The 21,878-nt window shown below is 67.9% G+C and carries 19 protein-coding genes; 2 read left to right on the top strand and 17 right to left on the bottom strand.

What is annotated here, in order from left to right; translation table 11 throughout:
• Window positions 1-20: 20 nt before the first annotated feature.
• Together WEA80_08715 and uvrC are read right to left on the bottom strand one after the other, a co-directional pair.
• On the bottom strand, window positions 21-314 hold the full coding sequence (locus tag WEA80_08715) for a hypothetical protein (GenBank protein MEX1186659.1): 294 nt from the start codon (window positions 312-314) through the stop codon (window positions 21-23).
• A gap of 58 nt (window positions 315-372) precedes the next feature.
• Window positions 373-2,199 carry an excinuclease ABC subunit UvrC gene (gene uvrC / locus WEA80_08720; protein MEX1186660.1) on the bottom strand — a complete coding sequence of 609 codons (1,827 nt, stop codon included), beginning with the start codon at window positions 2,197-2,199 and terminating at the stop codon, window positions 373-375.
• A gap of 191 nt (window positions 2,200-2,390) precedes the next feature.
• Between uvrC and WEA80_08725 the strand changes: the two genes are divergently transcribed.
• Both WEA80_08725 and WEA80_08730 read left to right on the top strand, forming a co-directional pair.
• On the top strand, window positions 2,391-2,738 hold the full coding sequence (locus WEA80_08725; protein MEX1186661.1) for a DUF5674 family protein: 348 nt from the start codon (window positions 2,391-2,393) through the stop codon (window positions 2,736-2,738).
• 1 nt (window position 2,739) lies between these two features.
• Window positions 2,740-3,090, top strand: coding sequence for a hypothetical protein (locus WEA80_08730; protein ID MEX1186662.1), 351 nt, complete (start codon window positions 2,740-2,742; stop codon window positions 3,088-3,090).
• Between the two features lie 60 nt (window positions 3,091-3,150).
• Here the strand turns inward: WEA80_08730 and murJ are convergent, their stop codons facing one another.
• From murJ to WEA80_08805, 15 genes are all read right to left on the bottom strand, one after another.
• Window positions 3,151-4,710, bottom strand: a complete 1,560-nt coding sequence (murJ, locus tag WEA80_08735; protein MEX1186663.1) for a murein biosynthesis integral membrane protein MurJ — start codon at window positions 4,708-4,710, stop codon at window positions 3,151-3,153.
• Window positions 4,707-6,236 (bottom strand): bacillithiol biosynthesis cysteine-adding enzyme BshC, encoded by a 1,530-nt coding sequence (bshC, locus tag WEA80_08740; protein MEX1186664.1) that lies wholly within the window; start codon window positions 6,234-6,236, stop codon window positions 4,707-4,709. Before bshC ends, murJ begins: the two co-directional genes overlap by 4 nt.
• Complete coding sequence (locus tag WEA80_08745; protein MEX1186665.1) at window positions 6,233-6,964, bottom strand: class I SAM-dependent methyltransferase; 732 nt, start codon at window positions 6,962-6,964, stop codon at window positions 6,233-6,235. Before WEA80_08745 ends, bshC begins: the two co-directional genes overlap by 4 nt.
• A 54-nt stretch (window positions 6,965-7,018) precedes the next feature.
• The gene (locus WEA80_08750) at window positions 7,019-7,483 is read right to left on the bottom strand and encodes a 23S rRNA (pseudouridine(1915)-N(3))-methyltransferase RlmH (protein MEX1186666.1); all 465 of its coding nucleotides are present in this window, start codon (window positions 7,481-7,483) and stop codon (window positions 7,019-7,021) included.
• A 9-nt stretch (window positions 7,484-7,492) separates the two neighbouring features.
• The gene (locus WEA80_08755) at window positions 7,493-8,809 is read right to left on the bottom strand and encodes a Glu/Leu/Phe/Val dehydrogenase (protein ID MEX1186667.1); all 1,317 of its coding nucleotides are present in this window, start codon (window positions 8,807-8,809) and stop codon (window positions 7,493-7,495) included.
• A gap of 55 nt (window positions 8,810-8,864) precedes the next feature.
• Complete coding sequence (gene lpxK, locus WEA80_08760) at window positions 8,865-9,887, bottom strand: tetraacyldisaccharide 4'-kinase (protein MEX1186668.1); 1,023 nt, start codon at window positions 9,885-9,887, stop codon at window positions 8,865-8,867.
• Window positions 9,884-10,543, bottom strand: coding sequence for a lysophospholipid acyltransferase family protein (locus WEA80_08765; GenBank protein ID MEX1186669.1), 660 nt, complete (start codon window positions 10,541-10,543; stop codon window positions 9,884-9,886). Before WEA80_08765 ends, lpxK begins: the two co-directional genes overlap by 4 nt.
• Window positions 10,540-11,649, bottom strand: coding sequence for a lipid-A-disaccharide synthase (gene lpxB, locus WEA80_08770; protein MEX1186670.1), 1,110 nt, complete (start codon window positions 11,647-11,649; stop codon window positions 10,540-10,542). The genes WEA80_08765 and lpxB overlap by 4 nt, the downstream gene beginning before the upstream one ends.
• Window positions 11,642-12,658, bottom strand: coding sequence for a Gfo/Idh/MocA family oxidoreductase (locus tag WEA80_08775; GenBank protein ID MEX1186671.1), 1,017 nt, complete (start codon window positions 12,656-12,658; stop codon window positions 11,642-11,644). Before WEA80_08775 ends, lpxB begins: the two co-directional genes overlap by 8 nt.
• Before the next feature lie 26 nt (window positions 12,659-12,684).
• Window positions 12,685-13,458, bottom strand: coding sequence for an acyl-ACP--UDP-N-acetylglucosamine O-acyltransferase (lpxA, locus tag WEA80_08780; protein MEX1186672.1), 774 nt, complete (start codon window positions 13,456-13,458; stop codon window positions 12,685-12,687).
• Window positions 13,455-14,762 carry a bifunctional UDP-3-O-[3-hydroxymyristoyl] N-acetylglucosamine deacetylase/3-hydroxyacyl-ACP dehydratase gene (locus tag WEA80_08785; GenBank protein ID MEX1186673.1) on the bottom strand — a complete coding sequence of 436 codons (1,308 nt, stop codon included), beginning with the start codon at window positions 14,760-14,762 and terminating at the stop codon, window positions 13,455-13,457. The genes lpxA and WEA80_08785 overlap by 4 nt, the downstream gene beginning before the upstream one ends.
• Window positions 14,759-15,841 (bottom strand): UDP-3-O-(3-hydroxymyristoyl)glucosamine N-acyltransferase, encoded by a 1,083-nt coding sequence (gene lpxD / locus WEA80_08790; protein MEX1186674.1) that lies wholly within the window; start codon window positions 15,839-15,841, stop codon window positions 14,759-14,761. Before lpxD ends, WEA80_08785 begins: the two co-directional genes overlap by 4 nt.
• Window positions 15,841-16,449 carry an OmpH family outer membrane protein gene (locus WEA80_08795; protein ID MEX1186675.1) on the bottom strand — a complete coding sequence of 203 codons (609 nt, stop codon included), beginning with the start codon at window positions 16,447-16,449 and terminating at the stop codon, window positions 15,841-15,843. The genes lpxD and WEA80_08795 overlap by 1 nt, the downstream gene beginning before the upstream one ends.
• A 19-nt stretch (window positions 16,450-16,468) precedes the next feature.
• Entirely contained in the window at window positions 16,469-18,901 is a 2,433-nt protein-coding gene (gene bamA / locus WEA80_08800) for an outer membrane protein assembly factor BamA (GenBank protein MEX1186676.1), read from the bottom strand.
• 466 nt (window positions 18,902-19,367) lie between these two features.
• Window positions 19,368-21,860, bottom strand: coding sequence for an ATP-dependent Clp protease ATP-binding subunit (locus WEA80_08805; GenBank protein MEX1186677.1), 2,493 nt, complete (start codon window positions 21,858-21,860; stop codon window positions 19,368-19,370).
• Window positions 21,861-21,878: the final 18 nt, after the last annotated feature.

Consider the following 21,878-nt stretch of genomic DNA (forward strand, 5'->3'; position numbering starts at 1 on the left):
CGCGCCTGAATCGTCCGGTGCTATTTGGGGTGCCGAGCAATCGTGATGATGCGGATTGTCGCGCGTCCCGGGCCGTAGTACCAGAACACGCGCCGTGCGGCTGGGGTGTCCTGCTCGACATAGGCTTCAGAAACATCCTCTCCGTTCGGCCCCGACAGCGATTTGAACTTGTGCGTTCGAAGCCCGGGGTGACGGGGGTTCGATTCGATCAGGCCGAGGGTCTTCAGGACGTTTCTGTGCTTCGGCTTGTCTTTCTTCTCGAGCGCCTGCAGAACGTCACGCGCCTCGGGAGTGAAGCTCAGCTTGAAGGCCACCCGTCAGGATTTGTCGCCGCCGGCAAATCCCATTTGTGGGTATGTGGGCAATACCCACCTACGAGGTCGTTTCGGTGGAGCCTCCCAGTTGGGCGAGCAGCTTTCCCGCGGTGGCGACCGTCCAGCCCGGAAGCTGCGCTATCTGCTCGGGCGTGGCCTGGCGGACACCTTCGAGGCTGCCGAACGATTGGATCAGCTGTCGCCTCTTCATCGGCCCGACGCCGGGGATCTGGAGGAGTTCCGAAGTCACGGTGCGCATCGAGCGTCGTTTCCGGTTGTAGGTCACGGCGAACCGGTGCGCCTCGTCGCGCGCCTGTTGCAGCAAGCGTAAGGCGGGCGATCGCCGGGAGATCCGCACCGGATCGGTCCTCCCCCACACGTACACCTCTTCCTCCTTCTTCGCGAGGCTGATCAGCGGCCTGTCGCCGAGCCCGAGCGACTCCATCGCCTCGTGCGCCGCGGACAGCTGCCCGCGGCCGCCGTCGATCACCACCAGCTCCGGGCTCGGCTTCTCGTCGGCCATCCTGCGGTTGAAGTAGCGCGTGACCACCTCGCGCATCGACGCGAAGTCGTCGCTTCCCTCCACCGTCTTCACGCGGAACTTGCGGTACTCGCCGCGCTTCGGCCGCCCGTTCTCGAACCAGACCGCTGAGCCGACAGTGTCGGTCCCCTGCGTGGTCGAGATGTCGAAGCACACCAGCGTGCGCGGCAGGCGCTCCAGTCCCAGCTCGCGCTGGAGATCGTACACCGGCTCGCCCGCGCGCTCCTCCGACTCCAGCGACGACAGCTTCAGCTCCTCCAGCAGGTGCCGCGCGTTCTGCTCGGCGAGATCGACCAGCTCGCGCCGGGGCCCGCGCTGCGGCACGCTCATCTTCGCGTCCGGCACCGACTGCTGCAGCAGCTCGCGGTCGTCGAAGTCGAAAGGCAGCAGCAGCTCGCGCGCGCGCTCCGGCATCGCGGGATAGCTGCCCGCGAGATACGCCGAGAGCACCGTAGGATCCGGCTCGCCCTCGATGTTCTCCAGATACCGGTGCTCGCGCGCGAGCAGCTTCCCTTCCCTGATGCGCAGCATCGTCACGCAGGCGTCGTCCCCGTCGCGCGCGTAGCCCACTACGTCACGATCCCCGCCTTCCACGCGCAGCACGACCGTGGGCTCCTCCATTCGCTCGAGATGGTGCAACACGTCGCGCAGCTCGGCGGCGCGCTCGAAGTCCATCCTCTCCGCCGCCTCGTCCATCCGCGCGCGCACGCGCCGCACGACCTCGCTCGCGCGCCCGCCGAGGAAGAGCAGCACCTCGTCGATCATCTGCCGGTACTCCTGCTGCGACTGGGCGAGGATGCAGGGGGCCTTGCACCGCTTGATGTAGTAGTCGAGACACGGCCGCTCGGGCATCTCCGCCGGCATGTCGTAGCTGCACGACCGCACGGTGAAGATCCGCTTGACCACGTTCAGCGCGCGCCGCATGGCGCCGACGTCGGTGTACGGCCCGAAGTACTTCGCGCCGTCGTTGGTGACCCGCCGCGTGACAAACACGCGCGGGAACGGCTCCTGCGACGTCACCTTGATGTACGGGTACGACTTGTCGTCCTTCAGCGCGATGTTGAACCGCGGGCGGTGCTCCTTGATCAGGTTCGCCTCGAGGATCAGCGCGTGCGCCTCGCTCGGCACCACGATCGTGTCGACGTCTGCGATCTGCCGCACGAGATACGTCGTCTTGAGGCTCGTGCCCGGATCGTTGGCGAAGTAGCTGCGCACGCGCGAACGGAGCTTCGCCGCCTTGCCGACGTACAGAATGGTCCCGTCCCGCCCCTTCCACAGGTACACGCCCGGGGATTCGGGGAGATGCGGGACTTTCGATGCGACGAGGTCGGGGAGGGGTTGCACGTCTAATTATACCCCCGCCATCGGCTGCTTTCCCACCTGGATGCGACGAACGCCGCACACTCGGTAGTTGGTCAATCCCGGTGACGTTCACCTGCGATTGCGGATTGAGGACTTTGCGGCCTCAGGACGCTCCCGCGCCGAATATCTTGTGATTAACTTCGCGCTTACCCTCGCGCGAGATTTCCATGGAAATGCCGCCGCCCCGCATTGTGAGAACGCCGCTGACACGGGCGGAGGTCACATCGATCGCCGTCGAGCAGTTCGGCGACATGGTGAAAGCCGTGGTCGACGTCGAACGGCGTATCATGGCTCTGGGCGGCGAGCTGCACTCGGATGAAGAGGCGCTGTTGTTGGACGACGGATCTTCCCAAAAACACCTCTGGGGAATCAACCTCTATCCCGGGTCGAGCGACGAGGACTGGATCGAGTACGATTCCATGATCAACGTCAGACCATCCCAGGGCAATCGCTCGCGCGGAGTGGAAGACGCGGAACTACGCCACGCTATCAGGCGAATCGTGACCGAGCTCGTGAAATAGCATGGCTACGTCGGCGGCGGGACACGCCGGTCTGGCGGCGGGCAAATGGAGCTCGCTATCGCTGATCGAGCAGCTCGCCAACATCGGGAGTGAGGTGTCCCGCGCGATCAAGGCTCACGAGGCTGGCCGCCCGGACCGTCGGGACGCTGCCGTCGACCGCGGCCTCGAGCTGTTCGATCTGACAGCCGCCGACGACAGGTGGAGAGGAGCTCGCCGCCGCGAAGTGCTCAGAGCAAGGGAGCAATTCTGCGCGCTCTTCTGGGGACGCGAGCGCGAGGCTGACCCTGCTTCACTCAACCGGTACTTTCTTCACTTCGCGCTCGCGGCGCGCCGGGCGACCGGGCGTGCATGAAAACAGCCAGCAGCTAGCAGCGAGCAGCGAGCAGCGAGCAGCGAGCAGCGAACGAGTCGCCTATTGGCTGCGCTTGAGGAGGCCGGAGAGCTCGGAGACGCCTAGCAGCCAAGCGACGCCCAGGTAGATCGCGCCGTACACCGGCAGGATCGCGAGCGCGAGAACGAGGGGTTGGGAGTCTCCGATGAAGAGCCCACGCATCCAGCCCGCCGCCGCGGCGGCCAGACCTGCGATGGCGATGAGCTTCATCAGATGATTCAGCTCTACGGGCACGTGACCGATGCGCTTGCCCAGCCCGCGGCGAAGCAGCGCGTACTCGACCCACCCGGCAATGCCGCCCGCCAGCGTAAGCCCTACCGCGCCGAGCCTGCGATCGACGTCGAGCGCGCGCGGGAGGACGACGGCGAGAAGCAGCCCCAGCACCACGCTGATCGTGATCCGGATGATGGCATACCGGACCGGGGTGCGCGTGTCGCGCGTGGCGTAGAACGTCGAGGCGTACAGCCGGCTCAGCGTGAACGCCAGCAGCCCGATGGACGAGCCGATCAGGATCTGCCAGACCCAGATCGTGTCGGCGCGGGTGAACTCGCCCCGCTGATAGATGGCGCCGACGATGACGTCGCCCAGGAAGAGAAACGCGACGGCCGACGGCACGACGAAGAACGCGATACGTCGCAACCCGGTGCGGAGCCGCTGGCGCAGGTGCGCCGCCGTCTCGCCCAGATCGCCCGCGATGCTCGACATCGCGGGCAGCTCGGCGGCTGACACGGACATGGCGAACAGGCTGATCGGCAGCAGGTAGAGAATCTGCGCGTACACGACCGCCGCGAGCGCGCCCGACACGACCAGGCTGGCGATCAGCGTGTCGAAGTACGCGCTGATCTGGACGACTCCCCTGCCCACGAACACCGGCACGAAGTTGCGCACCACCCGCTGGACGCTCTCGCTCTCGCGCGCGAAAGTGAGCCGCGCCCCCTGGATGAGCGGGAGCACGACCGGCAGCTGCACGGCGAACTGCAGCGCGCTTCCGGCCACCGAGCCCCACGCGAGATAAACCGCGAGGTGCGGCTGGGTCGATGTGGCGCCGTAGAACAGCAGCGTCGCGATCAGCGCCAGGTTCCAGATCACGGGCGCGACGTACGGCAGGAAGAACCGCCGGTGCGAGTTGAGAATGCCGAGGCACCAGGCCGACAGGACCAGCAGCGCCGCTCCGGGAAAGAGGATGCGCGTGAGCTGGATCGTGAGCTCCCGCTTCTCCCCGGTGAACCCCGCCGCGATCACCGACACGAGCAGCGGCGCGGCCAGGATTCCGAGCAACACCAGAACCGCGGCCACGGTCGAGAGGAGCGCAAACACCGCTCCGGCGAGCCGCGTGGCCTCCTCGTGCTGTCCGCGCGCGCGCAGTCCGGCGTACTCCGGAATGAACGACGCCGACAGCACCCCTTCCCCGAAGAGGTTCTGCAGCAGGTTGGGAATTCTGAACGCGGCGTTGAACGCGTCGCCGGAGATGGACGTGCCGAAGAAGTGCGCGAAGACGCCCTCGCGAACGAGCCCGGTGATCCGGCTCAGGAATATGCCGGCCGCGACCAGGAACGCGGATCTGCCGGTGCGCTCGGTCACAGCGCCGCCGCGTGCTCCCGTGCCTTCGCGAGTATCCCCGTGAGGACGTCGCCACCGTACTTGGCGAACAGCGGTATCGCATTCAGAGCGCGCTCTTGCGGCTTGCCGTTCGGGTAGAGCGCGCCGCGCGCGGTGGCGACCTCGGTCAGAAGCTCGCTTCCCTTGCGCTTGGTCGCGGCGACGTACCGGCGCTCGAGGCGGTCGAGCTTGTGCAGCAGCTGCCGCTTGGCCCCTTCGAGCACCGCCGCCGGAAGAACGCCCGCCGCCGTGTCCTCTTTTTCCAGCTCGTCGAGCGCCGATTCGACGCGGACCCGCGCCTTCTTGAGCGCTTTCACGATGCCGGCGGGCAGTTGCTCGCGCGCCACGCGGGTCTCCACCGCGTGCGGATCGGCGAAATCGTCCACGTCCGCACCGATCCTGTCCAGCACTTTCCGGACGTGCGGCTCGACGATCACACCCGACCAGCGCGGCACGATCAGCGGCCGCCTCGCGCCGAGTCCGTCCGCGACCGCGCTCACCTGCGCGAAGTACGCGATCTCGGCGGGCCCGCCCACGTACGCGACCGTGGGGAGGATCGCCCGCTCCATCACCGGGCGGAGCAGCACGTTGGGCGAGAGGTCGGCGGCCTTCGACCCGGCCAACGTCTCGGCTTCGCGCACTCTGACGCGGTGGCGGCCGCCACTTCCGTTGCTGAACACCAGCGTGCGACCGGCGACGTGCGCGACCTGCGCGCGATGTCCCGCGTCCTTCAGCACCTTGGACCGCTGCTTCAGCGCGGCCTCGAGCTCGCCACCGTGCGCGAGAGCTTGCTCCAGGAGCGGACGCCCCGCCCCACGAACGGCAGGATGCGAGGCGTCCAGCACGGCCACGCCCAATGGCTCGAGTATCGTCCGGAGCAATCGCACGTAGGCGCCGCCTATCGTCGATTCCGGTGAATACGCGGCCCGCACAGCGTCGAGCACCGCGCCATTCGGCGCGGAGCCGCACGCGCGCGTGAGCGCGTCGAGCTGCGCGCCGAGATCGCCCAGGGGAAAGGCGGACATCGGCAGCCCGCCTTCCGCCTGTGATTCGATGCGGATGACCTCGGCGCCGCCCGGCATGCTCACCGTCGTCTCGCTCGCCTCCGCGAAATCCGCGTCGTCGGTCGCGGCCCAGAACACGGGCGCGGCGGGAACGCCGGTCAGCTTTTCCAGCTCGTCCGCGAGCGCGAGCGCCGACATCGCCTTGAACCACGTGTATAACGGCCCGCCGAACAACCCCGGCTGCTGTCCCGTGGTGACCGCGACGCCGCCCGAGTTGGCGGCGCGCCGCAGGCGAACCGCGGCGGCGCTCTTCGCTTCGAGCGCGGGCGCCAGCGCGCGCAGCCACGCCCCGCCCTCGAACTCGACGGCGGTCTCCGCGACGCGCCGCCTCCACCCTTCGGCATCCGGTCGCGGCTCGTACCATTCTGCTGGAGTGTCGGGTTGCCCTGCCAACGCAATCAATGGCGATGCGCTCAGCGGCCGCGAGCGGAGCTCGAGTGTCATTCCCGTATCGCGAACATGATCGTGCGGGGAGAGCTCTCCGAGTGGGCGCCGCCGGCATAGTCGCCCAGCACCTGCTCGACTCCGAAGCCGCTCTCCTCCAGCATCGTCTCCAGATCCATCCGGTCGAACAGGCGCACGCGCTCGACGAAAGTCTGGTCGGCGGCGCCGCCCTCCCCGCCCGACGCGATGGTCTTCACTACGAACCTGTCGTCGGCCGAGATCTCGCGGCGCACCTCCACTGCGCGGCCGCCGATGTTGCTGGATTCCCGCGGCACGAGCGCACTGCGCACATGCTCGGAGTTGAGGAAGTCGAGCACGAACTTGCCGCCGCGCCGCGTAACGCGCGCCACTTCGGCCAGCACGCGCAGGTGCTGCGCGTCGTTGTCGAAGTAGCCGAAGCTGGTGAACAGATTCACGACGAGATCGAACCCGTGGTCCACGAACGGAAGCGCGCGCATGTCGCCGCGGACGTAGAGACCCTCCGGGTCGGCCGCCTTCGCCCGCGCGAGCAGCGCCGCGGATAGATCCAATCCGGCCGTCCACCACCGCTCGCTGAGCACGCGGGAATGCCTGCCGGCGCCGCACGCGAGGTCCAGCGCACGCTTGACCTCGATCCCGCCGAGATTGGCCTCGACGAGTCCGACAGCGGCCGCCGCCTCGCGCTCGTCCCGGTGCGGGTACAGCGCGAGGTACTCCTCACCGAACCACTTCTCGAACCACTCGGTCATACGAAGAGCGCTCTTGGCTGTTGGCTGTTGGCTATTGGCATTCGAGACTCGCGGTCATTTGTGATAGGGCTCGCCGCGAACGATCGTGCCGGCACGGTAAAGTTGCTCCGCGAGCACCAGGCGGGCCAACTCATGTGGTAGCGTCCACGGCGCAAGTGACAGTCGCATCCGGGCTCGATCGCACAATTCGTCGGAGAGCCCGTGGGCCCCGCCGATCACGAACGCGAAATCGCGGCCCGACTCCCGCTCGGCCTGCAACCACGAAGAGAACCGGGCCGAATCGAAGGAGCGCCCGCCGGGATCGCACACCACGGCGCGGGCCGGCTCGCCGATCCGCTCGCGCAGCCGCTCGCCTTCCCGCTGCCGCACCATGTCCGCCGAAATGCCCCTGCCCGACTCCTCGCGCACCTCCACTACTTCCAGCGGCCAATACCGCGCGGCGCGCTTCTCGTACTCAGCGATCGCGCCGGCTAGGGAAGTGGCCTTCGGCTTCCCCACCACCGCGACGATCACGCGCATCGGCGGAGATCAGGCGTAGATGCCGCGCAGCTTGTGCACGGTCGAGACGCGCTCGACCGAGAGCATGTACGAGGCCGTGCGCATGTTCACCTTGTGCCTCTTCGCGATGTCCAGGACGTTGGCGAAGCTGCGGCACATGATGTCGCGCAGCCGGTCGTTCACCAGATCCTCCGTCCAGAAATAGCCGCCGCGGTTCTGCACCCATTCGAAGTACGAGACCGTCACGCCTCCGGCATTGGCCAGAATGTCCGGGATCACGAACACTCCCTTCTCGTCCAGGATCGCGTCCGCGGGCGCCGTGGTCGGGCCGTTCGCGCCCTCGCAGATGATCTTGGCGCGCACCTGCGATGCGTTCTTCGTCGTGATGACGTTCTCCAGCGCCGCGGGCAGCAGAACGTCCACGTCCAGCGTCAGCAGCTCCGCGGGCTTCATCTTGTCGCCGCCCGCAAACTCCTTCAGCGTGCCGTGCTTGCGGTAGTGCTCGATGGCCTTCTGGGTGTCGATGCCGTCCGCGTTGTACAGCGAGACGTGCCGGTCAGCGATCGCCACGATTCTGCACCCTTCCTGCGACAGCAGATCGGCGGCGACCGAGCCGACGTTGCCGAAGCCCTGCACCGCCACCGTCGCGTTGCGCACCGAGAGGCCGAGATGATTGAGCGCTTCCTTGGTCACGATCATGCAGCCGCGCCCGGTCGCCTCCCGCCTGCCGAGCGAGCCACCCATCACCACCGGCTTGCCCGTCACGACCGCGGTGACCGTATGGCCCACGTGCATCGAGTACGTGTCCATCAGCCACGCCATCACGCGCTCGTTGGTGTTCACATCCGGGGCGGGCACGTCGGAGTCGGGGCCGAGCGTGTTGATGATAGCCGCGGTGTACCGGCGGGTCATCCGCTCCAGCTCGCCCACGCTCATCTTCTCCGGGTCGCAGTTGACGCCGCCCTTGGAGCCGCCGAACGGAATGTCGACCACCGCGCACTTCCACGTCATCCACGCCGCGAGAGCCTTCACTTCCTCGAGCGTGACCGCCGTGTCGAATCTGATGCCGCCCTTGGCGGGGCCGCGCGACGTGTTGTACAGCACGCGGTAGCCGGTGTACACGTCCACGCTTCCATCGTCCTTCAGCACGGGGACCGCGACGATGATCTGTTTTTCCGGTTGGCGCAGCACTTTCACCAGCCCCGGATCGAGATCGAGCAGCTCCGCCGCTCGGTCGAAGCGCGACATCATCGCCTCGAAGGGATTCTCTTCGGAAAGGAAACGGTCCTTGTCCCGGCCGAGTATGCCGTGAGCGGGAGTGAGGCGGCGGTCTTCTATGATGGCCATTTTCAGTAAGACGGGCACGCGATGCGCGCCGTCGGCTGTACCTTGTCAGTGAGTGTCATCGAGAGGCGCGGCGGGCCAGCAGCGCATCCACCAACCGATCGAAAAGCTCGGCTCCCCACGCCACCCGAACGGGCTGTGAAACATACCATAAGGCAGGTGCGTCGGCAGGCCACAACGGTGCCAGCTTGACGGCGTCCTTGAGCGTGCAGACCGCCATGCCGCCCCGCGGCGCGAGGCCCGCCAGGTCGCGCGCTTCATCGCGGGTGAAGTGGTGGTGATCGGGAAAGCCGCGCGGCTCGACCGCGGCGCCGGCGCGCCGGAGCTGCGCGAAAAACGCTTCCGGGTTCCCCACCGCCGCGATCGCCAGGATGCTCGCGCCCGAGAGTCCGCCGGTCGGCAGCCGCGCGTCGGGATCCCCGAACCGGAATAGATCTCCCAGCTCGAGCACGATGCCGGCGACGGGCGTGTCGGGCGCGGCCCGGGTGACCGCTGTGCGCGCGGCCTCGATCTCGGTGGCGGTGGCCGCCTTGCTCGTGATCACCGCGAGGTCCGCCCGGCGCAGCGCCTCCAGCGGCTCGCGCCACGGGCCGGACGGCAGCATCCGCCGCGGGATGGTCCATCCGTCGGCCGACACCAGCACGATGTCCGCGGCCCGCGCCACGCGCCGATGCTGAAAGGCGTCGTCCAGCACGGCGACGTCCGCGCCGCGCGCCGCCGCTTCCGCCACGCCCTTCGTCCTGTCCGCCGACACGACGACCGGGATCGACGGATTCAGCACGGCGTGCACGAGCGGCTCGTCGTCGCCATACCCGCGAAGAACCACCGCCGGTGCCGCGCCGCGCGTCGCCAGCTGCCGCGCGATCCAGGCGGCAACCGGAGTCTTCCCGGTTCCGCCCACTGTGAGATTACCGACGCTGGCGGCCGGGATCGGCGTCGCGCGCGCCGGCAGCGCGCCGCGATCGTACAGTTCGTTCCGCACGGCGACTACGCCGGCCATGGCCCGCTCGGCCGGCAGCAGCAGCGCCCTCGCGGCGCGCGCCGCGACGCTGTTCGAGCGCCACAGGTCAGCGGGAGTCATCGGCTCGACGCCGCGCCCACCGCCGCGTTCATGGCCGACTCGAGGCGCGGCGTATCCGCAGCGGCGGCGCGCGCGTCGTCCGGCAGGCGCACCGGCGCGCCGTAAGCGATGGTCACCCTGGCGAACGGTCGCGGAATCATGAACCGGTCCCAGCTGTTCAGCCGCCACGCGCGATCCGCGTGCGCGGCCAGTGGAAGTATCAGCGCGCCCGCCTTGCTCGCGGCCACGGCGGCGCCGGGAGCATAGCTGCAGGCCGGGCCGCGCGGACCGTCCGGGGTCATCCCGACCTGCTTCCCTTCCTCCAGCGCGCGCACGAGCCCGAGCAGCGCGCCCGCGGCGCCCCGCGTGGACGAGCCGCGAATCGTGCCGTACCCCACCGATTGCGCGAAGCGCGCGATCAGCTCGCCGTCCCTGTGCTCGCTCACCAGGATGGAGATCCCCTGATCGCGGTGGTGCCAGAGCAGCGGCAGCAGCTGGCCGTGCCAGATGGAGTAGATGAACGGCTCGCCGCCCGCGCGGAGCTTTTCCAGCTGCCCCGCGTTGCGCACGCGGTACCGCCACGTCGAGGCCAGAAGCCGGATCAGCGAGCCGCCGAGCGTCACGGCGACACGGTCCGACAGACGAAGCGCTTTCCAGTTGGAGTCGTCGTCGCTCACGCGACGAGCTCGCTCGCCATCCGCGCCACCCGCGCGGACGCGCCCGGAGTGCCCAACTTTGCGCGCACCTCCGCGAGATCCTCGATCGTGCGCCGGCGCAGCGCCTCGTCCGTCAGCAGCGAGTCCAGCGACGCCGCGACGACTTCCGGATCGAGCGCGTCCTGCACGAACTCCGGCGCGACCTCGCGCCCCGCGACGATGTTCACGAGCCCGATATGACTGATCTTCACCATCCGGCGTGCGATCGCGTACGACAGCTTCCCGACGCGGTACGCAACCACCATCGGGCAGCCCGCGATCGCCGCTTCCAGAGTGGTCGTGCCGCTCTTGCACAGCGCCACGTCGGCCGCGCTGAACATCGTGAGCGCGGGCGCAGCCACGACCGGATACGGCATGTTCGAGTACCCGTGCTCGGTCGCGGGCGCGGCGCTTATGATGACCTGGAGATCGGGGTGCCGCTTCTGCAGGGCGCGCGCGGTCTTCACGAACGGCTCGATGTGCCGGATGATCTCCTGCACGCGGCTTCCCGGATACAGCACCAGCACCCTGGCGTCGTCGTCGATGCCCAGCACCGACCTCGCCGCTTCGCGCGACGGCAGCCGCTCCCATCCGTCCAGCAGCGGGTGTCCCACGAAGTGCGCGTCGATTCCGTAGCCGCGCAGCAGCTGCTCCTCGAAGGGCAGGATCACCGCCGCGCGCGTGACTATGCGCGCCAGCTTGGGCAGCCGCTTCGCGCCCCACGCCCACACCTGCGGCGTCACGTAGTACAGCACCGGTACGCCCGCCGCCTTCGCGCTCTCCGCGAGCCGCATGTTGAAGCCGGGATAATCGATCAGCACCAGCAGGCTGATCTCGCCGCTGCGCAGCCGCTCGCGCACCCGCCTGAGCAGCGCGTAGTGCCGCGGGATGTGCCGGATGACCTCGGTGAGCCCCATCACGGCGAGCTGGTCGTAGGACTCCAGCAGCTCCACACCCGCCGCCGCGAGCCGCGGCCCGCCGATGCCGGCGAGCTTCAGCTCGGGACGGATCTTGCGCAGCTCCTCCGCCACGCCGGACGCGTGCAGGTCACCCGAGGCCTCGCCGGCCACGAAGAAGACTTCAGCCAAGCGTGGCCGTCTCCGGGCGGGAGCGACCGAGTCCGCCCTCCACGGATCCCGTGAGCTGCGGCAGCGTACGTTCGATCTCGCGCACGATCTTCAACGCGACGTCGAGTGCGCGGCGCCCGTCCTCTCCCGTCACAACCGGGGGCGCCTCTCCGGTCAGCGCCCGCGCAAAGCTCTCGAACTCGAGTCTGAGCGGCTCCCCCTCGGGAGCGGTCAGCCCGACGCGCTCGACGAACTGGGAGAAGTCCAGCGGACCCGCCGCCAGCTTCTCGAGCGGAAGATTCTTGTTGAGCCTGAAGAATTCGCCGTTCCCCGCGGCCAGGTCGAGCGACAGGTAGCCGGTCTTCTGGAAGATCCGGATCTTCCGCACGCGCTCGCGCGAGATCCGGCTCGCCGTGATGTTGGCGACCGCTCCCGACGCGAACGTGATGCGCGCGTTGGCGATGTCCACCGTAGGCGTGAGGACGGGCACGCCGACCGCCGCGATCGACTGCGCCTCGCCGACGGCGAGCGTCAGGATCAGGTCGATGTCGTGGATCATGAGATCCAGCACGACCGCGACGTCCGACCCGCGCGGATTGAACGGCGCCAGCCGCTCGCTCTGGATGAATCGCGGCTCCTCTATGTGCGGCAGCGCGGCGCGAATGGCCGCGTTGAATCGCTCGACGTGTCCGATCTGCACGACGACGCCGTTCTTCCGCGCCATGGCCAGGAGCTCGTCCGCCTCGGCCACGGTCGTCGTGATCGGCTTCTCGATCAGCACGTGCTTGCCCAGGGCGATCACCCTGCCGGCGACGTCGAAGTGCGCCGGCGTCGGCACGGCGATCGTCACGGCGTCGACCTGCGCCAGCAGCGCGTCGAGCGAGTCGTGCGCCGTGATGCCGAGCTCCGCCGCGACGGCGGCCGAGCGCTCGGCGCGGGAATCGAAGCAGCCGCCGAACCGCACAGCCGGGAGATCGCGCAGGATCCGCGCATGATGGAAGCCCAGGCCGCCCACGCCCACGACACCCACGCGCGGCGCGCGCCCGCCGCCCCCGGTCAGACTACGACTCCGCGACCGCTCGCCTCCAGGAACCGCATGAGCTCCTTCACCTCGGGACGCTGCTCCAGATCCGCCTCCGCCCGCTCGAGCGCCTGCGTGATGTTGAGGTCGGAGTTGAAGAACAGGCGGTACGCCCGCTTCAACTCGCGCAGCGTCGGTTCGTCAAAGCCCGCGCGCTGCAAGCCGACGGTGTTCAAGCCGTACAGCTTGACCGGATTGCCGACCGCCTTGAGAAACGGCGGAATGTCCTTCGACACGCGGGAGCAGCCCCCGACGAAAGCGTGGCGGCCGATCCGCACGAACTGATGCACGGCGCTCAACCCCGACAGGATCGCGCGATCGTCGATGCGGACGTGTCCCGCCAGCTGCACGCCGTTGGCCAGGATCACGCCGTCGCCGAGATGACAGTCGTGCGCGAGATGGACGTACGACATGATGAAGCAGCTACGGCCGACAGTGGTCTTGAACGACTCGGACGTGCCGCGGTTGATCGTGCTGTACTCGCGGATCACCGTTCCCTCGCCGATCTCCACCGTGGTCTCCTCGCCCTGGAACTTGAGATCCTGCGGGTCTCCGCCGAGCACCGCGCCGATCCCGACGCGGACGTTCCGGTCCAACCGGACGTTCCGATCCAGCGTCGCCCGCGGCGCGATGACGCAACCTTCCGCCACCTCGCAGCCGGGCCCGATCATCGCGAACGCGCCGACTTCCACTCCGCGGGCGAGCTTCGCGTCGTCGGAGACGATCGCGGTCGGATGAATGTTCTTCACCTGTCGCGGACCATAGCGGCCATGTCGGCTTCGACCACCACTTCGCCATCCACGCGGCCGACCCCGTGCATCTTGCACACCGGCCCGCGAATCTGCGTGACCTCGACCTCGAAGACGACCTGGTCGCCGGGGTGGACGGGCTTCCTGAACTTGACGTTGTCGAGCGACATGAAGTACACGACTTTCGACTCCGGTACTTCGACCGGGCCCATCAGCAGCATCCCGCCGACCTGCGCCATCGCTTCCACGATCAGCACGCCGGGCATGATCGGATGCCCGGGGAAATGTCCCTGAAAGAAGGGCTCGTTGATCGTCACGTTCTTCACGCCGACGATCCGCTTCTCCTCTATCTCGATTATCCGATCGACCAGCAGGAAGGGATACCGGTGCGGCAGCACCTTCATGATTTGCTCGATCGAATACCCGCGCTTCTCCTTGGTCGCCACTTTGCTCGCCCCCTTCGCCGCCGTTTTTGTCCCAGCCTTCACCATCTCCCGTACCAGCGTCACCGTCCCCCGGTGGCTCGGCCGCAGCGCCACGATCCGCGCCTGCACGCGCGTGCCCGCCAACGCCAGATCGCCCAGGATGTCGAGCGCCTTGTGCCGGACGAACTCGTCCTTCCACCGCAGCGTCGCGTTCACCGGCCCGGTCTCGTCCAGCACGACGGCATTGGCCGTGGACGCTCCCTTGATCAATCCCTTCGCGCGAAGCGAATCTACTTCGTGAACGAAGCCAAAGGTGCGGGCCGGGGCGAGCTCACGCTCGAAAACGGCCGCATCGACGTCATATACGCCGCTCTGGCGGCCGATCAACGGATGGTCGAACTCGATCGTCACGTCCAGCTTCAGCTTGTCCGCCGGATACGCCTCGTAGACTGAATCCCCGTCGATGATCCGCACCGGCTCGGACAGCGTCAGCACGTACGCTTCGGCCCCGTTCGACTTGACCCCGGCCGTCTTCAGCGCGCGAAAGAACGGCTCCGAGCTTCCGTCGAGGATCGGCGGCTCGGGGGCGTCGATGTCGATCGTGAGGTCGTCGATGCCGAGCGCGACCACGGCCGCCAGCACGTGTTCGACGGTGTGCACCGCCCTGTCGCCCACGAAGTCACCGAGGTGCGTGCGGCGCTCGGTCGAAGCGACCTCGCTCAGCGCCACACGAATCGACGGCTTGCCGGGAAGATCGACGCGCCGGAAGGATATTCCGCTTCCCGACTCCGCCGGAACGAACGTCAGCGTGCACTGCTCGCCGAGATGGAGTCCGACGCCGGAGACCGTCGCGACGCGCTCCGTGGTGCGGCGCGTCATCGCTCGCCCTGCTGGTCGGCCAGACGCTCGAGCTTCTTGATGATGGCCGCGAGCTTGAACAGCGCGCTCGACGCGCGCAGCGACTCGCGGTGCGGACGCGCGGGATACCCGGACCAGGTTTCTCCCGCCGGGATGTCGCTGATGACTCCGGCTCGCGCCGCGACTCGCGCTCCGGCCCCGATGGTCAGATGCCCGGCTGAGCCCGACTGTCCGCCCATCACCGCCCCGTCCTCGAGATGCACCGAGCCCGAGATGCCGGCCTGCGCCACGATCAGGCACAGCTTGCCGATGCGGACGTTGTGGCCGATCTGCACGAGGTTGTCGATCTTCGTCCCCGCGCCGATCACGGTGTCGTCCACGCTGCCGCGGTCGATCGTCGTATTCGCGCCGACGTCCACGTCGTTCTCGAGCACGCACCGCCCGACGTGCGGTATCGCCTGGTGCGCGCCGTCCCGGAAGACGTAGCCGAATCCGTCGCTGCCGACGCGCGCGCCCGCCTGGATCTTGACGCGCTCGCCAAGCTCGCTGCCGGAATAGACGGTGGAATGCGCGTACAGCACCGAGTCCCTGCCGATCCGCGCGCCGTCGCCGACCACCGCATGCGGCCCGATCCACACTCCATCTCCGATGACGGCTCCCGCGCCGACGACGACGTACTCCTCGATCGAGACTCCGGCGCCGATCCGCGCGCCGCGCCCGATCCGGGCCGTGGGATGCACTCCCGGAATGCGCTTCGGCGCGGCGTACAGCCGCGGAAGGAGCGTGAGCACGGCGTCGTGCGGCTTGTCCACGACGATCGTGGCGCGCGCTGCCGTCGGCGTCCCGGCCAGCTCCCGGCTGACGAGGAGCACTCCGGCGCGGGTCTGCTCGGCGGCGCGCGCGTAGCGCGGCGCGGCGAGAAAGCTCACGTCGCTGGGGGAGGCCCGGTCGAGCGGAGCCATGCCGGAGATCGTGGCCGTTGCGTCGCCGTGCAGCTCCCCGCCAACGAGCTCTGAAACGGCTTCAGCGGTGATGGTGCGAACACCATCACCGCTGACTGACGAAGCGCTATCGGTGGAGGATGGCGCCGCTCGCGCCATTACTGTCTCGGTCGGGTCACTCCGGCCGGCTGCGGCGTGGTCGCGGGCAGCGTCGTTGCCGGCGTGGCCGGGGGCGGCGGTCCGAGCGCCACGAGGCGCGCGATCACGCGGTCCGTGAGATTGAGCGAAGTGTCCGCGGCGACGATCGCCTGCCCGGCGGACGACACGTCGAAGATGAACGCGTAGCCCTCCGCGCGGCGGACCTCGTCGAGCACGCGGTTGAGCTGGTCCATGATAGGGCGCACGAGCTCGGCCTGCCGCTGCTGCATCTGCTGATTCAGCTGCGTGGCGCGCTGCTGAAACGCCTCTTCGGTAGCCTCTAGAGCCTGCGTGCGCTGCTGCCGCACCGCCGGCGTCATCGTCGCCTGCTCGCGCTGGAATGCCTCGCTCATGACGCGCAGCGAGTCGTCCATCCGCTGGATCTGCTGGCGGAACGAGCCGACCTCGCTCTCGAACTGGCGCTCGGCGGCTTCACGGCCGGGAGCGGTCGCGAGAATCTGCTGCGCGTTTATGTAGCCCAGCTTGGGTGGCGCTTGGGCGGATGCCGGCGTCGCGCCCGCTGCTACGAGCAGCACGGCGACCACGGCAAGGCGGGAAATGATCTTCATCAAGACTCCAAAAGGGTAATTAGAAAAGTTGTCCCAGCTTGAAATGCAGCTTCCAACCCGGCGCGCGCCGGCCGAGCAGATCTATCTTGTCGAGTCCATACCCCAGGTCGAGCCCCAGAGGTCCGAGCGGGCTCAGCGTCGCGGCGCCGAAGCCCACGCTCCGGAACAGCCGCGTCGGATTGAACTCGCGGGGCCGGTCCCAGACGTTGCCGCCTTCGGCGAACGCATGTACGTACAGCGCCGACGACAGCCTCAGCCCGAGCTCGGCCGTGGCAGTAAAGTACGCGTTTCCGAAGGATTCGCGACGGGCCGAGCTCGTCTCGGCCGTGGGGTCATACCCGCCGGGGGTGATCGAGAACTCGTCGTACCCGCGCAGCTGCTCGCCGTACTGCGTGCCGCCGAGCGCGAAAGACTGGGAGTAGAAGAACGGCCCCGGGTTGCCGAAGAGCACGCCACCCTTGGCGCTCAGCCCGGTCACCAGCTGCATCGGCTGGCCGCCGAAGATCTGGTTGCCGAACGCCGCCAGCGGCGCGTACGACCGCAGCTCGGCCGTATACCGCTGGAAGTTCGACGTTCCGCCGAGGGGGCCGCCGTTGAACTGCGCGGCGATCGTCTGCAGCGCGCCGTCCACCGGGAACGGTAGTCCGATCCGCGTGTCGTGCGTACCCGTCAGGCCCAGCGTGGATCGAAAGCAGCTCCTGCAGTCCCGGGCCAGCTGGCCGAGGAGCGTGGAGTTCTCCTCGGAGTAGCGCACCGACTCGCCGCCGTACGACACGAACAGCCGCGTGTAGTACGACCACGGCACGGGAAAGCCGAATTGCAGCTGTCCGCCCGTGCGCGTGCTCTGGCCGAGATCGGCGATGCGGAAGCGCGAGCGCGTGTGGTACGCGGTGACGCTGCCCGAGATGCGCGACTGGCGGATGTTCGGGTCGGTGTACGTTCCGTTGAAGTCGTTGATGTAGCGGCCGAACTGCCACTGCACTTCGACGCGCTTGCACTTGCCGAACAGGTTGGGCTGGTTCATCCCGACGAATCCGCCGAGCCCCGTGCCCTGCCCCATCGACGCGCCGAAGTTCAGGTTGCCGGTCCGCTTTTCCTTGACGTTGAACACGATGTCCACGTCGCCGGCGTCGCCCGCCGGCCTGGTCTCCGGCGCCGGCATCGGCTGCTCGAAGAAGTTCATGTTGGAGATGTTCTGGTAGCTGCGGATCAGCGCCTGGCGGTTGAACACCTGCCCCGGGATCAGCACGAGCTGCTCGCGGATGCAGGTCTCCCACGTGTAGTCGTTGCCGGTGATGTCGATGCGGTTCACGATCGCGGGGGAGTTCTCCTGGATCTCCCAACGCAGGTTCACCGTGCGCACCGAGTCCCCGCCGGGTACGCGCTCGACGATCGGGTTCACGCGGGCGTAGATGTAGCCCTCGTTCATGTACGCCTCTTGCAGCTTCTGCTCGGCCTCCTCCCACCTGTCGGCGTCGAACGTGTTGGGCGGATTCCGGTGGCTGCGGCGGATCAGACTCGTGGCCCGGCCGGCCAGCGTGGGCGACTGGTCCCCGAACGGATAGAACTCCTTCACTGCCTCGGTGGGAAAGCGCCGGTTGCCGAGTACCTCGAACGAGCCGATCCGGTAGCGCGGACCTTCGCGGACCGCGATGTCGATCATCGCCTTGCCCAGCTCGCGGTCGACGATCATGGAATCGGACAGAATCTCGAAGTCGATGAAGCCGCGGCTGCCGTAGAGCTGCGGGATCCGCTCCGACAGATCCTGGGCGTACTCGATCTCGTCGAACTCGCCGGACCTGTAGAACAGGAATCCTTCGGGCTTCGTCTTCATCGCGCCCACGATGTCGCCGTCGGACACCCGGCTGTTGCCGCTGATGCGCACGCCCGAGATCGCGAGCCGCCGCCCTTCGTCCACAACGAAGTTGAGCGCGAGCCGGCCATCGGGGGTCATCACGGAGTCGACGCGGATCCTCGCGAGATAGAATCCTCTCGCCTCGTACAGCGAATCGGCCCGCTGGATCGACAGCGCGATTCTGCCCGGATCGGCCGGCACGCCGACGGGCTGCTCGAGCCGGTCGCGCACGTCCTTCCGGGAGACGCGGTCGACGCCGGTGAGCGTGAAGGCCGACACGAGCGGCCGCTCGCGCACGGTCACGACCAACGTGGCGCGCGAGTTGTCGTCGAGCGAGCAGGTGACGTGCACGTCGTCGAACTGGCCCGAGGCGAACAGCAGCTCGATCGCGCGCTGGATGTCGCGGTAGCCGTACGTGTCGCCGACGCGCAGTCCCGAGGTCGCGAGGATCGTCGCGTCGGTGACGCGCGAGTTCCCGGTCACCGATATGGCCGCGGGCGTGGCGCAGGGTCCGGGGGCGCCCGATACGTCCTGGGCTATGGCTTCTCTGGCTCCCATCGCAAACAACGCGAGCAGAAGCAGTCTAAGTCGATGCATCCGTGAAATATAAGGGCTATTGGCTACTGGCTGTTGGCTCCCGGCCAACAGCCCCGACGGCACCGTATTAGACACGCGCCAACCCCAAATCGGTCCCCCTCCTTTTCCGCCGTTTGCGGGCGCCTTTGTCCGATGTCGCGCCCGACGGCAGGGCGGGAGGCCTGGTCGCTCACGACGAGGCGACCGGTGTCCCACTCCGCTCGCTACGCGCGCACACTACGCGCGCTAAGACGCTCGCTCCGGGGACACCGGTCGCCTCGTCGCTTCTGGCATCTACCCGATGGCAGCGGGAGCGTGCGGCGCGGGGTGTCCTTCACAGCGCCGTCTTAGCGAGCGCAGTTTGCGAGCGTAGGCGCAGTGAAGGATACCCCTGCCCGCGCGCTCCCCGGACACCAAGACTGCCAACGCAAACGCGCCCCGGATATTTCCCGGAGCGCGTCCTAGACGATGCTGTAAACCGTGCTAACTACGCCTGCGGGGCCGCCGTCGTCAGGACCCGGAACTCGAGCTTCTCGCCGTCGGGCGCGACGTCGACCTCCACTTCGTCTCCTTTGGCGAACTCGGCCAGCAGGATCTTCTCCGAGAGCGGATCCTCGATGTAGCGCTGGATCGCCCGCTTCAGCGGGCGCGCGCCGTAGTCCTGGTCGTAGCCGTGCTTGACCAGGAAGCTCAGCGCGGGCTCGGTGAGCCTCAGGTTGATCTGCTCGTCGACGAGGCGCTTCTGCACGTCGCGCAGCACGATCGAGACGATGTCGCGGATGTTGTCCTCGGACAGCGGGTGGAAGACGATGACGTCGTCCAGCCGGTTGAGGAATTCCGGGTTGAACACCTTCTGCATCTCGTCCTTCACCTTCTCCGACATCCGCTCGAAGCTGCCGCGGTTGTCGGCGACGAAGCCGAGCGACTTGCCCTTGGTGATGTCGCGGGCGCCGACGTTGGACGTCATGATCACGACCGTGTTCTTGAAGTCGATCACGCGGCCGTAGTTGTCGGTGAGGTGGCCCTCGTCCAGCACCTGCAGCAGGATGTTGAACACGTCCGGGTGCGCCTTCTCGATCTCGTCGAGCAGCACGACGCTGTACGGCTTGCGCCGCACGGCCTTGGTCAGCGTGCCGGAGTCCTCGTAGCCGACGTAGCCCGGCGGCGCGCCGATGAGCCGCGACACCGAGAACTTCTCCATGTACTCGCTCATGTCCACGCGGATGAGCGCGCTCGCGTCGGCGAACAGAAACTGCGCCAGCGATCGCGCCAGCTCCGTCTTGCCCACGCCCGTCGGTCCGGAGAAAATGAACGACCCGATCGGCCGGTCGGGATCCTTGAGGCCCGCGCGGCTGCGGCGGATGGAGCGCGCCAGCGCCTTGATCGCCTCGTCCTGGCCGACCACCGACTCGTGCAGCTCCTCCTCCATTCGCAGCAGGCGCGTGGTCTCGGCTTCCTGCAGCCGCATGACCGGGATGCCCGTCCAGCGGCTGACGATGAACGAGATCTCGGGCTCGCCGAGCACGGGCCGGTGCGACTGGCGGTGCTTCTCCCAGTCTTCCTGCACGCGGCGGATGTCGCCCTGCAGCTCGCGCTCCTTGTCGCGCAGCGACGCCGCGCGCTCGAAGTTCTGGTCGCGCACCGCGGCTTCCTTCTCCGTGTTCACGCCCTCGAGCTGGCCCTTGAGATCCGCCACTTCCGGGGACGGCTGCTGCGCCGCCAGGCGCGCGCGCGCGCCCGCCTCGTCGATCACGTCGATCGCCTTGTCCGGCAGGAACCTGTCGGTGATGTAGCGCTCGGACATCTTCGAGGCCGCGACCAGCGTCGCGTCCGGGATCTCGACGCGGTGGTGGTCCTCGTACTTCTGGCGGAGGCCCTTCAGGATCTCGATCGTCTCGTCCACCGAAGGCGGCTCGACTATGACGGTCTGGAAGCGCCGCTCGAGCGCGCCGTCCTTCTCGATGTACTTGCGGTACTCGTTCAGCGTGGACGCGCCGACGCACTGCAGCTCGCCGCGCGCGAGCGCCGGCTTGAGCATGTTGCTGGCGTCGATCGCGCCTTCGGCCGCGCCCGCGCCGACGAGCGTGTGCAGCTCGTCGATGAACAGCACGATGTTCTTGTTCTGGGTGATCTCGTTCATCACCGCCTTGAGGCGCTCCTCGAACTGGCCGCGGTACTTGGTCCCGGCGATGACGGCCGCCATGTCGAGCGCGAGCACGCGGTGGTCGCGCAGCGAGTCCGGGCACTCGCCCGTGGCGATCAGCTGCGCCAGGCCCTCCACGATCGCGGTCTTGCCCACGCCCGGCTCGCCGATGAGCACCGGGTTGTTCTTCTTCCGGCGCGTCAGCACTTCCATGACGCGCTCGATCTCCTTGGCGCGGCCGATCGTCGGGTCGAGCTGGTCTTCCCCGGCGAGCTGTGTGAGGTCGCGACAGAAGTGGTCCAGCGCGGGCGTCTTCGATTTCTTGTCGCCCTTGGTCGCCGTGCCCGGGACGCCGGGCGTGGCCTTTTCGGCAGTCGCGGCCGCGCCACCCTGCGGCATCTCGGTGCCGAGCAGTCGCAGCGTCTCGGCGCGCGCGGCGTCGAGGTTGATTCCGGCGTCGGCGAGGACCTGCGCGGCGATTCCCTTCTCCTCGCGCAGCAGGCCGAGGAGCAGGTGCTCCGTTCCGACGTAGCTGTGGGAGAGGTCGCGCGCTTCGGCCATGGCGAGCTCGAGCACTTTCTTGGCGCGCGACGTATACGGCAGATCGCTCGCCTGCGGGGCTTTCCCCTTCTTCACCGTCTCCTCGATCTTCTGCTGGATCTCGTCGAGGTCGACGTTCAGGTTCTGCAGCACGGTCGCGGCGACGCCCTCGCCTTCGCGGATCAAGCCGAGCAGGATGTGCTCCGTGCCGACGTACTCATGGTGCAGACGGGATGCTTCTTCCCGCGCCATCGCGAGAACCTTTCGCACCCGTTCGGTGAAGTTGTAACCGTTCATCAGTCGATCCTCAGTCGC

The organism is Gemmatimonadaceae bacterium (assembly GCA_040882285.1).
Classification (GTDB): Bacteria; Gemmatimonadota; Gemmatimonadetes; order Gemmatimonadales; family Gemmatimonadaceae; genus JACDCY01.

What these genes read in the sequence shown, in the direction of transcription:
- WEA80_08725 (MEX1186661.1), top strand. Translation starts at nt 2,391, where the DNA reads ATGCCGCCGCCCCGCATTGTGAGAACGCCGCTGACACGGGCGGAGGTC.
- WEA80_08730 (MEX1186662.1), top strand. Translation starts at nt 2,740, where the DNA reads ATGGCTACGTCGGCGGCGGGACACGCCGGTCTGGCGGCGGGCAAATGG.
- bshC (MEX1186664.1), bottom strand. Translation starts at nt 6,236, where the DNA reads ATGACACTCGAGCTCCGCTCGCGGCCGCTGAGCGCATCGCCATTGATT.
- WEA80_08745 (MEX1186665.1), bottom strand. Translation starts at nt 6,964, where the DNA reads ATGACCGAGTGGTTCGAGAAGTGGTTCGGTGAGGAGTACCTCGCGCTG.
- WEA80_08750 (MEX1186666.1), bottom strand. Translation starts at nt 7,483, where the DNA reads ATGCGCGTGATCGTCGCGGTGGTGGGGAAGCCGAAGGCCACTTCCCTA.
- WEA80_08755 (MEX1186667.1), bottom strand. Translation starts at nt 8,809, where the DNA reads ATGGCCATCATAGAAGACCGCCGCCTCACTCCCGCTCACGGCATACTC.
- lpxK (MEX1186668.1), bottom strand. Translation starts at nt 9,887, where the DNA reads ATGACTCCCGCTGACCTGTGGCGCTCGAACAGCGTCGCGGCGCGCGCC.
- WEA80_08785 (MEX1186673.1), bottom strand. Translation starts at nt 14,762, where the DNA reads ATGACGCGCCGCACCACGGAGCGCGTCGCGACGGTCTCCGGCGTCGGA.
- lpxD (MEX1186674.1), bottom strand. Translation starts at nt 15,841, where the DNA reads ATGGCGCGAGCGGCGCCATCCTCCACCGATAGCGCTTCGTCAGTCAGC.
- WEA80_08795 (MEX1186675.1), bottom strand. Translation starts at nt 16,449, where the DNA reads ATGAAGATCATTTCCCGCCTTGCCGTGGTCGCCGTGCTGCTCGTAGCA.
- bamA (MEX1186676.1), bottom strand. Translation starts at nt 18,901, where the DNA reads ATGCATCGACTTAGACTGCTTCTGCTCGCGTTGTTTGCGATGGGAGCC.
- WEA80_08805 (MEX1186677.1), bottom strand. Translation starts at nt 21,860, where the DNA reads ATGAACGGTTACAACTTCACCGAACGGGTGCGAAAGGTTCTCGCGATG.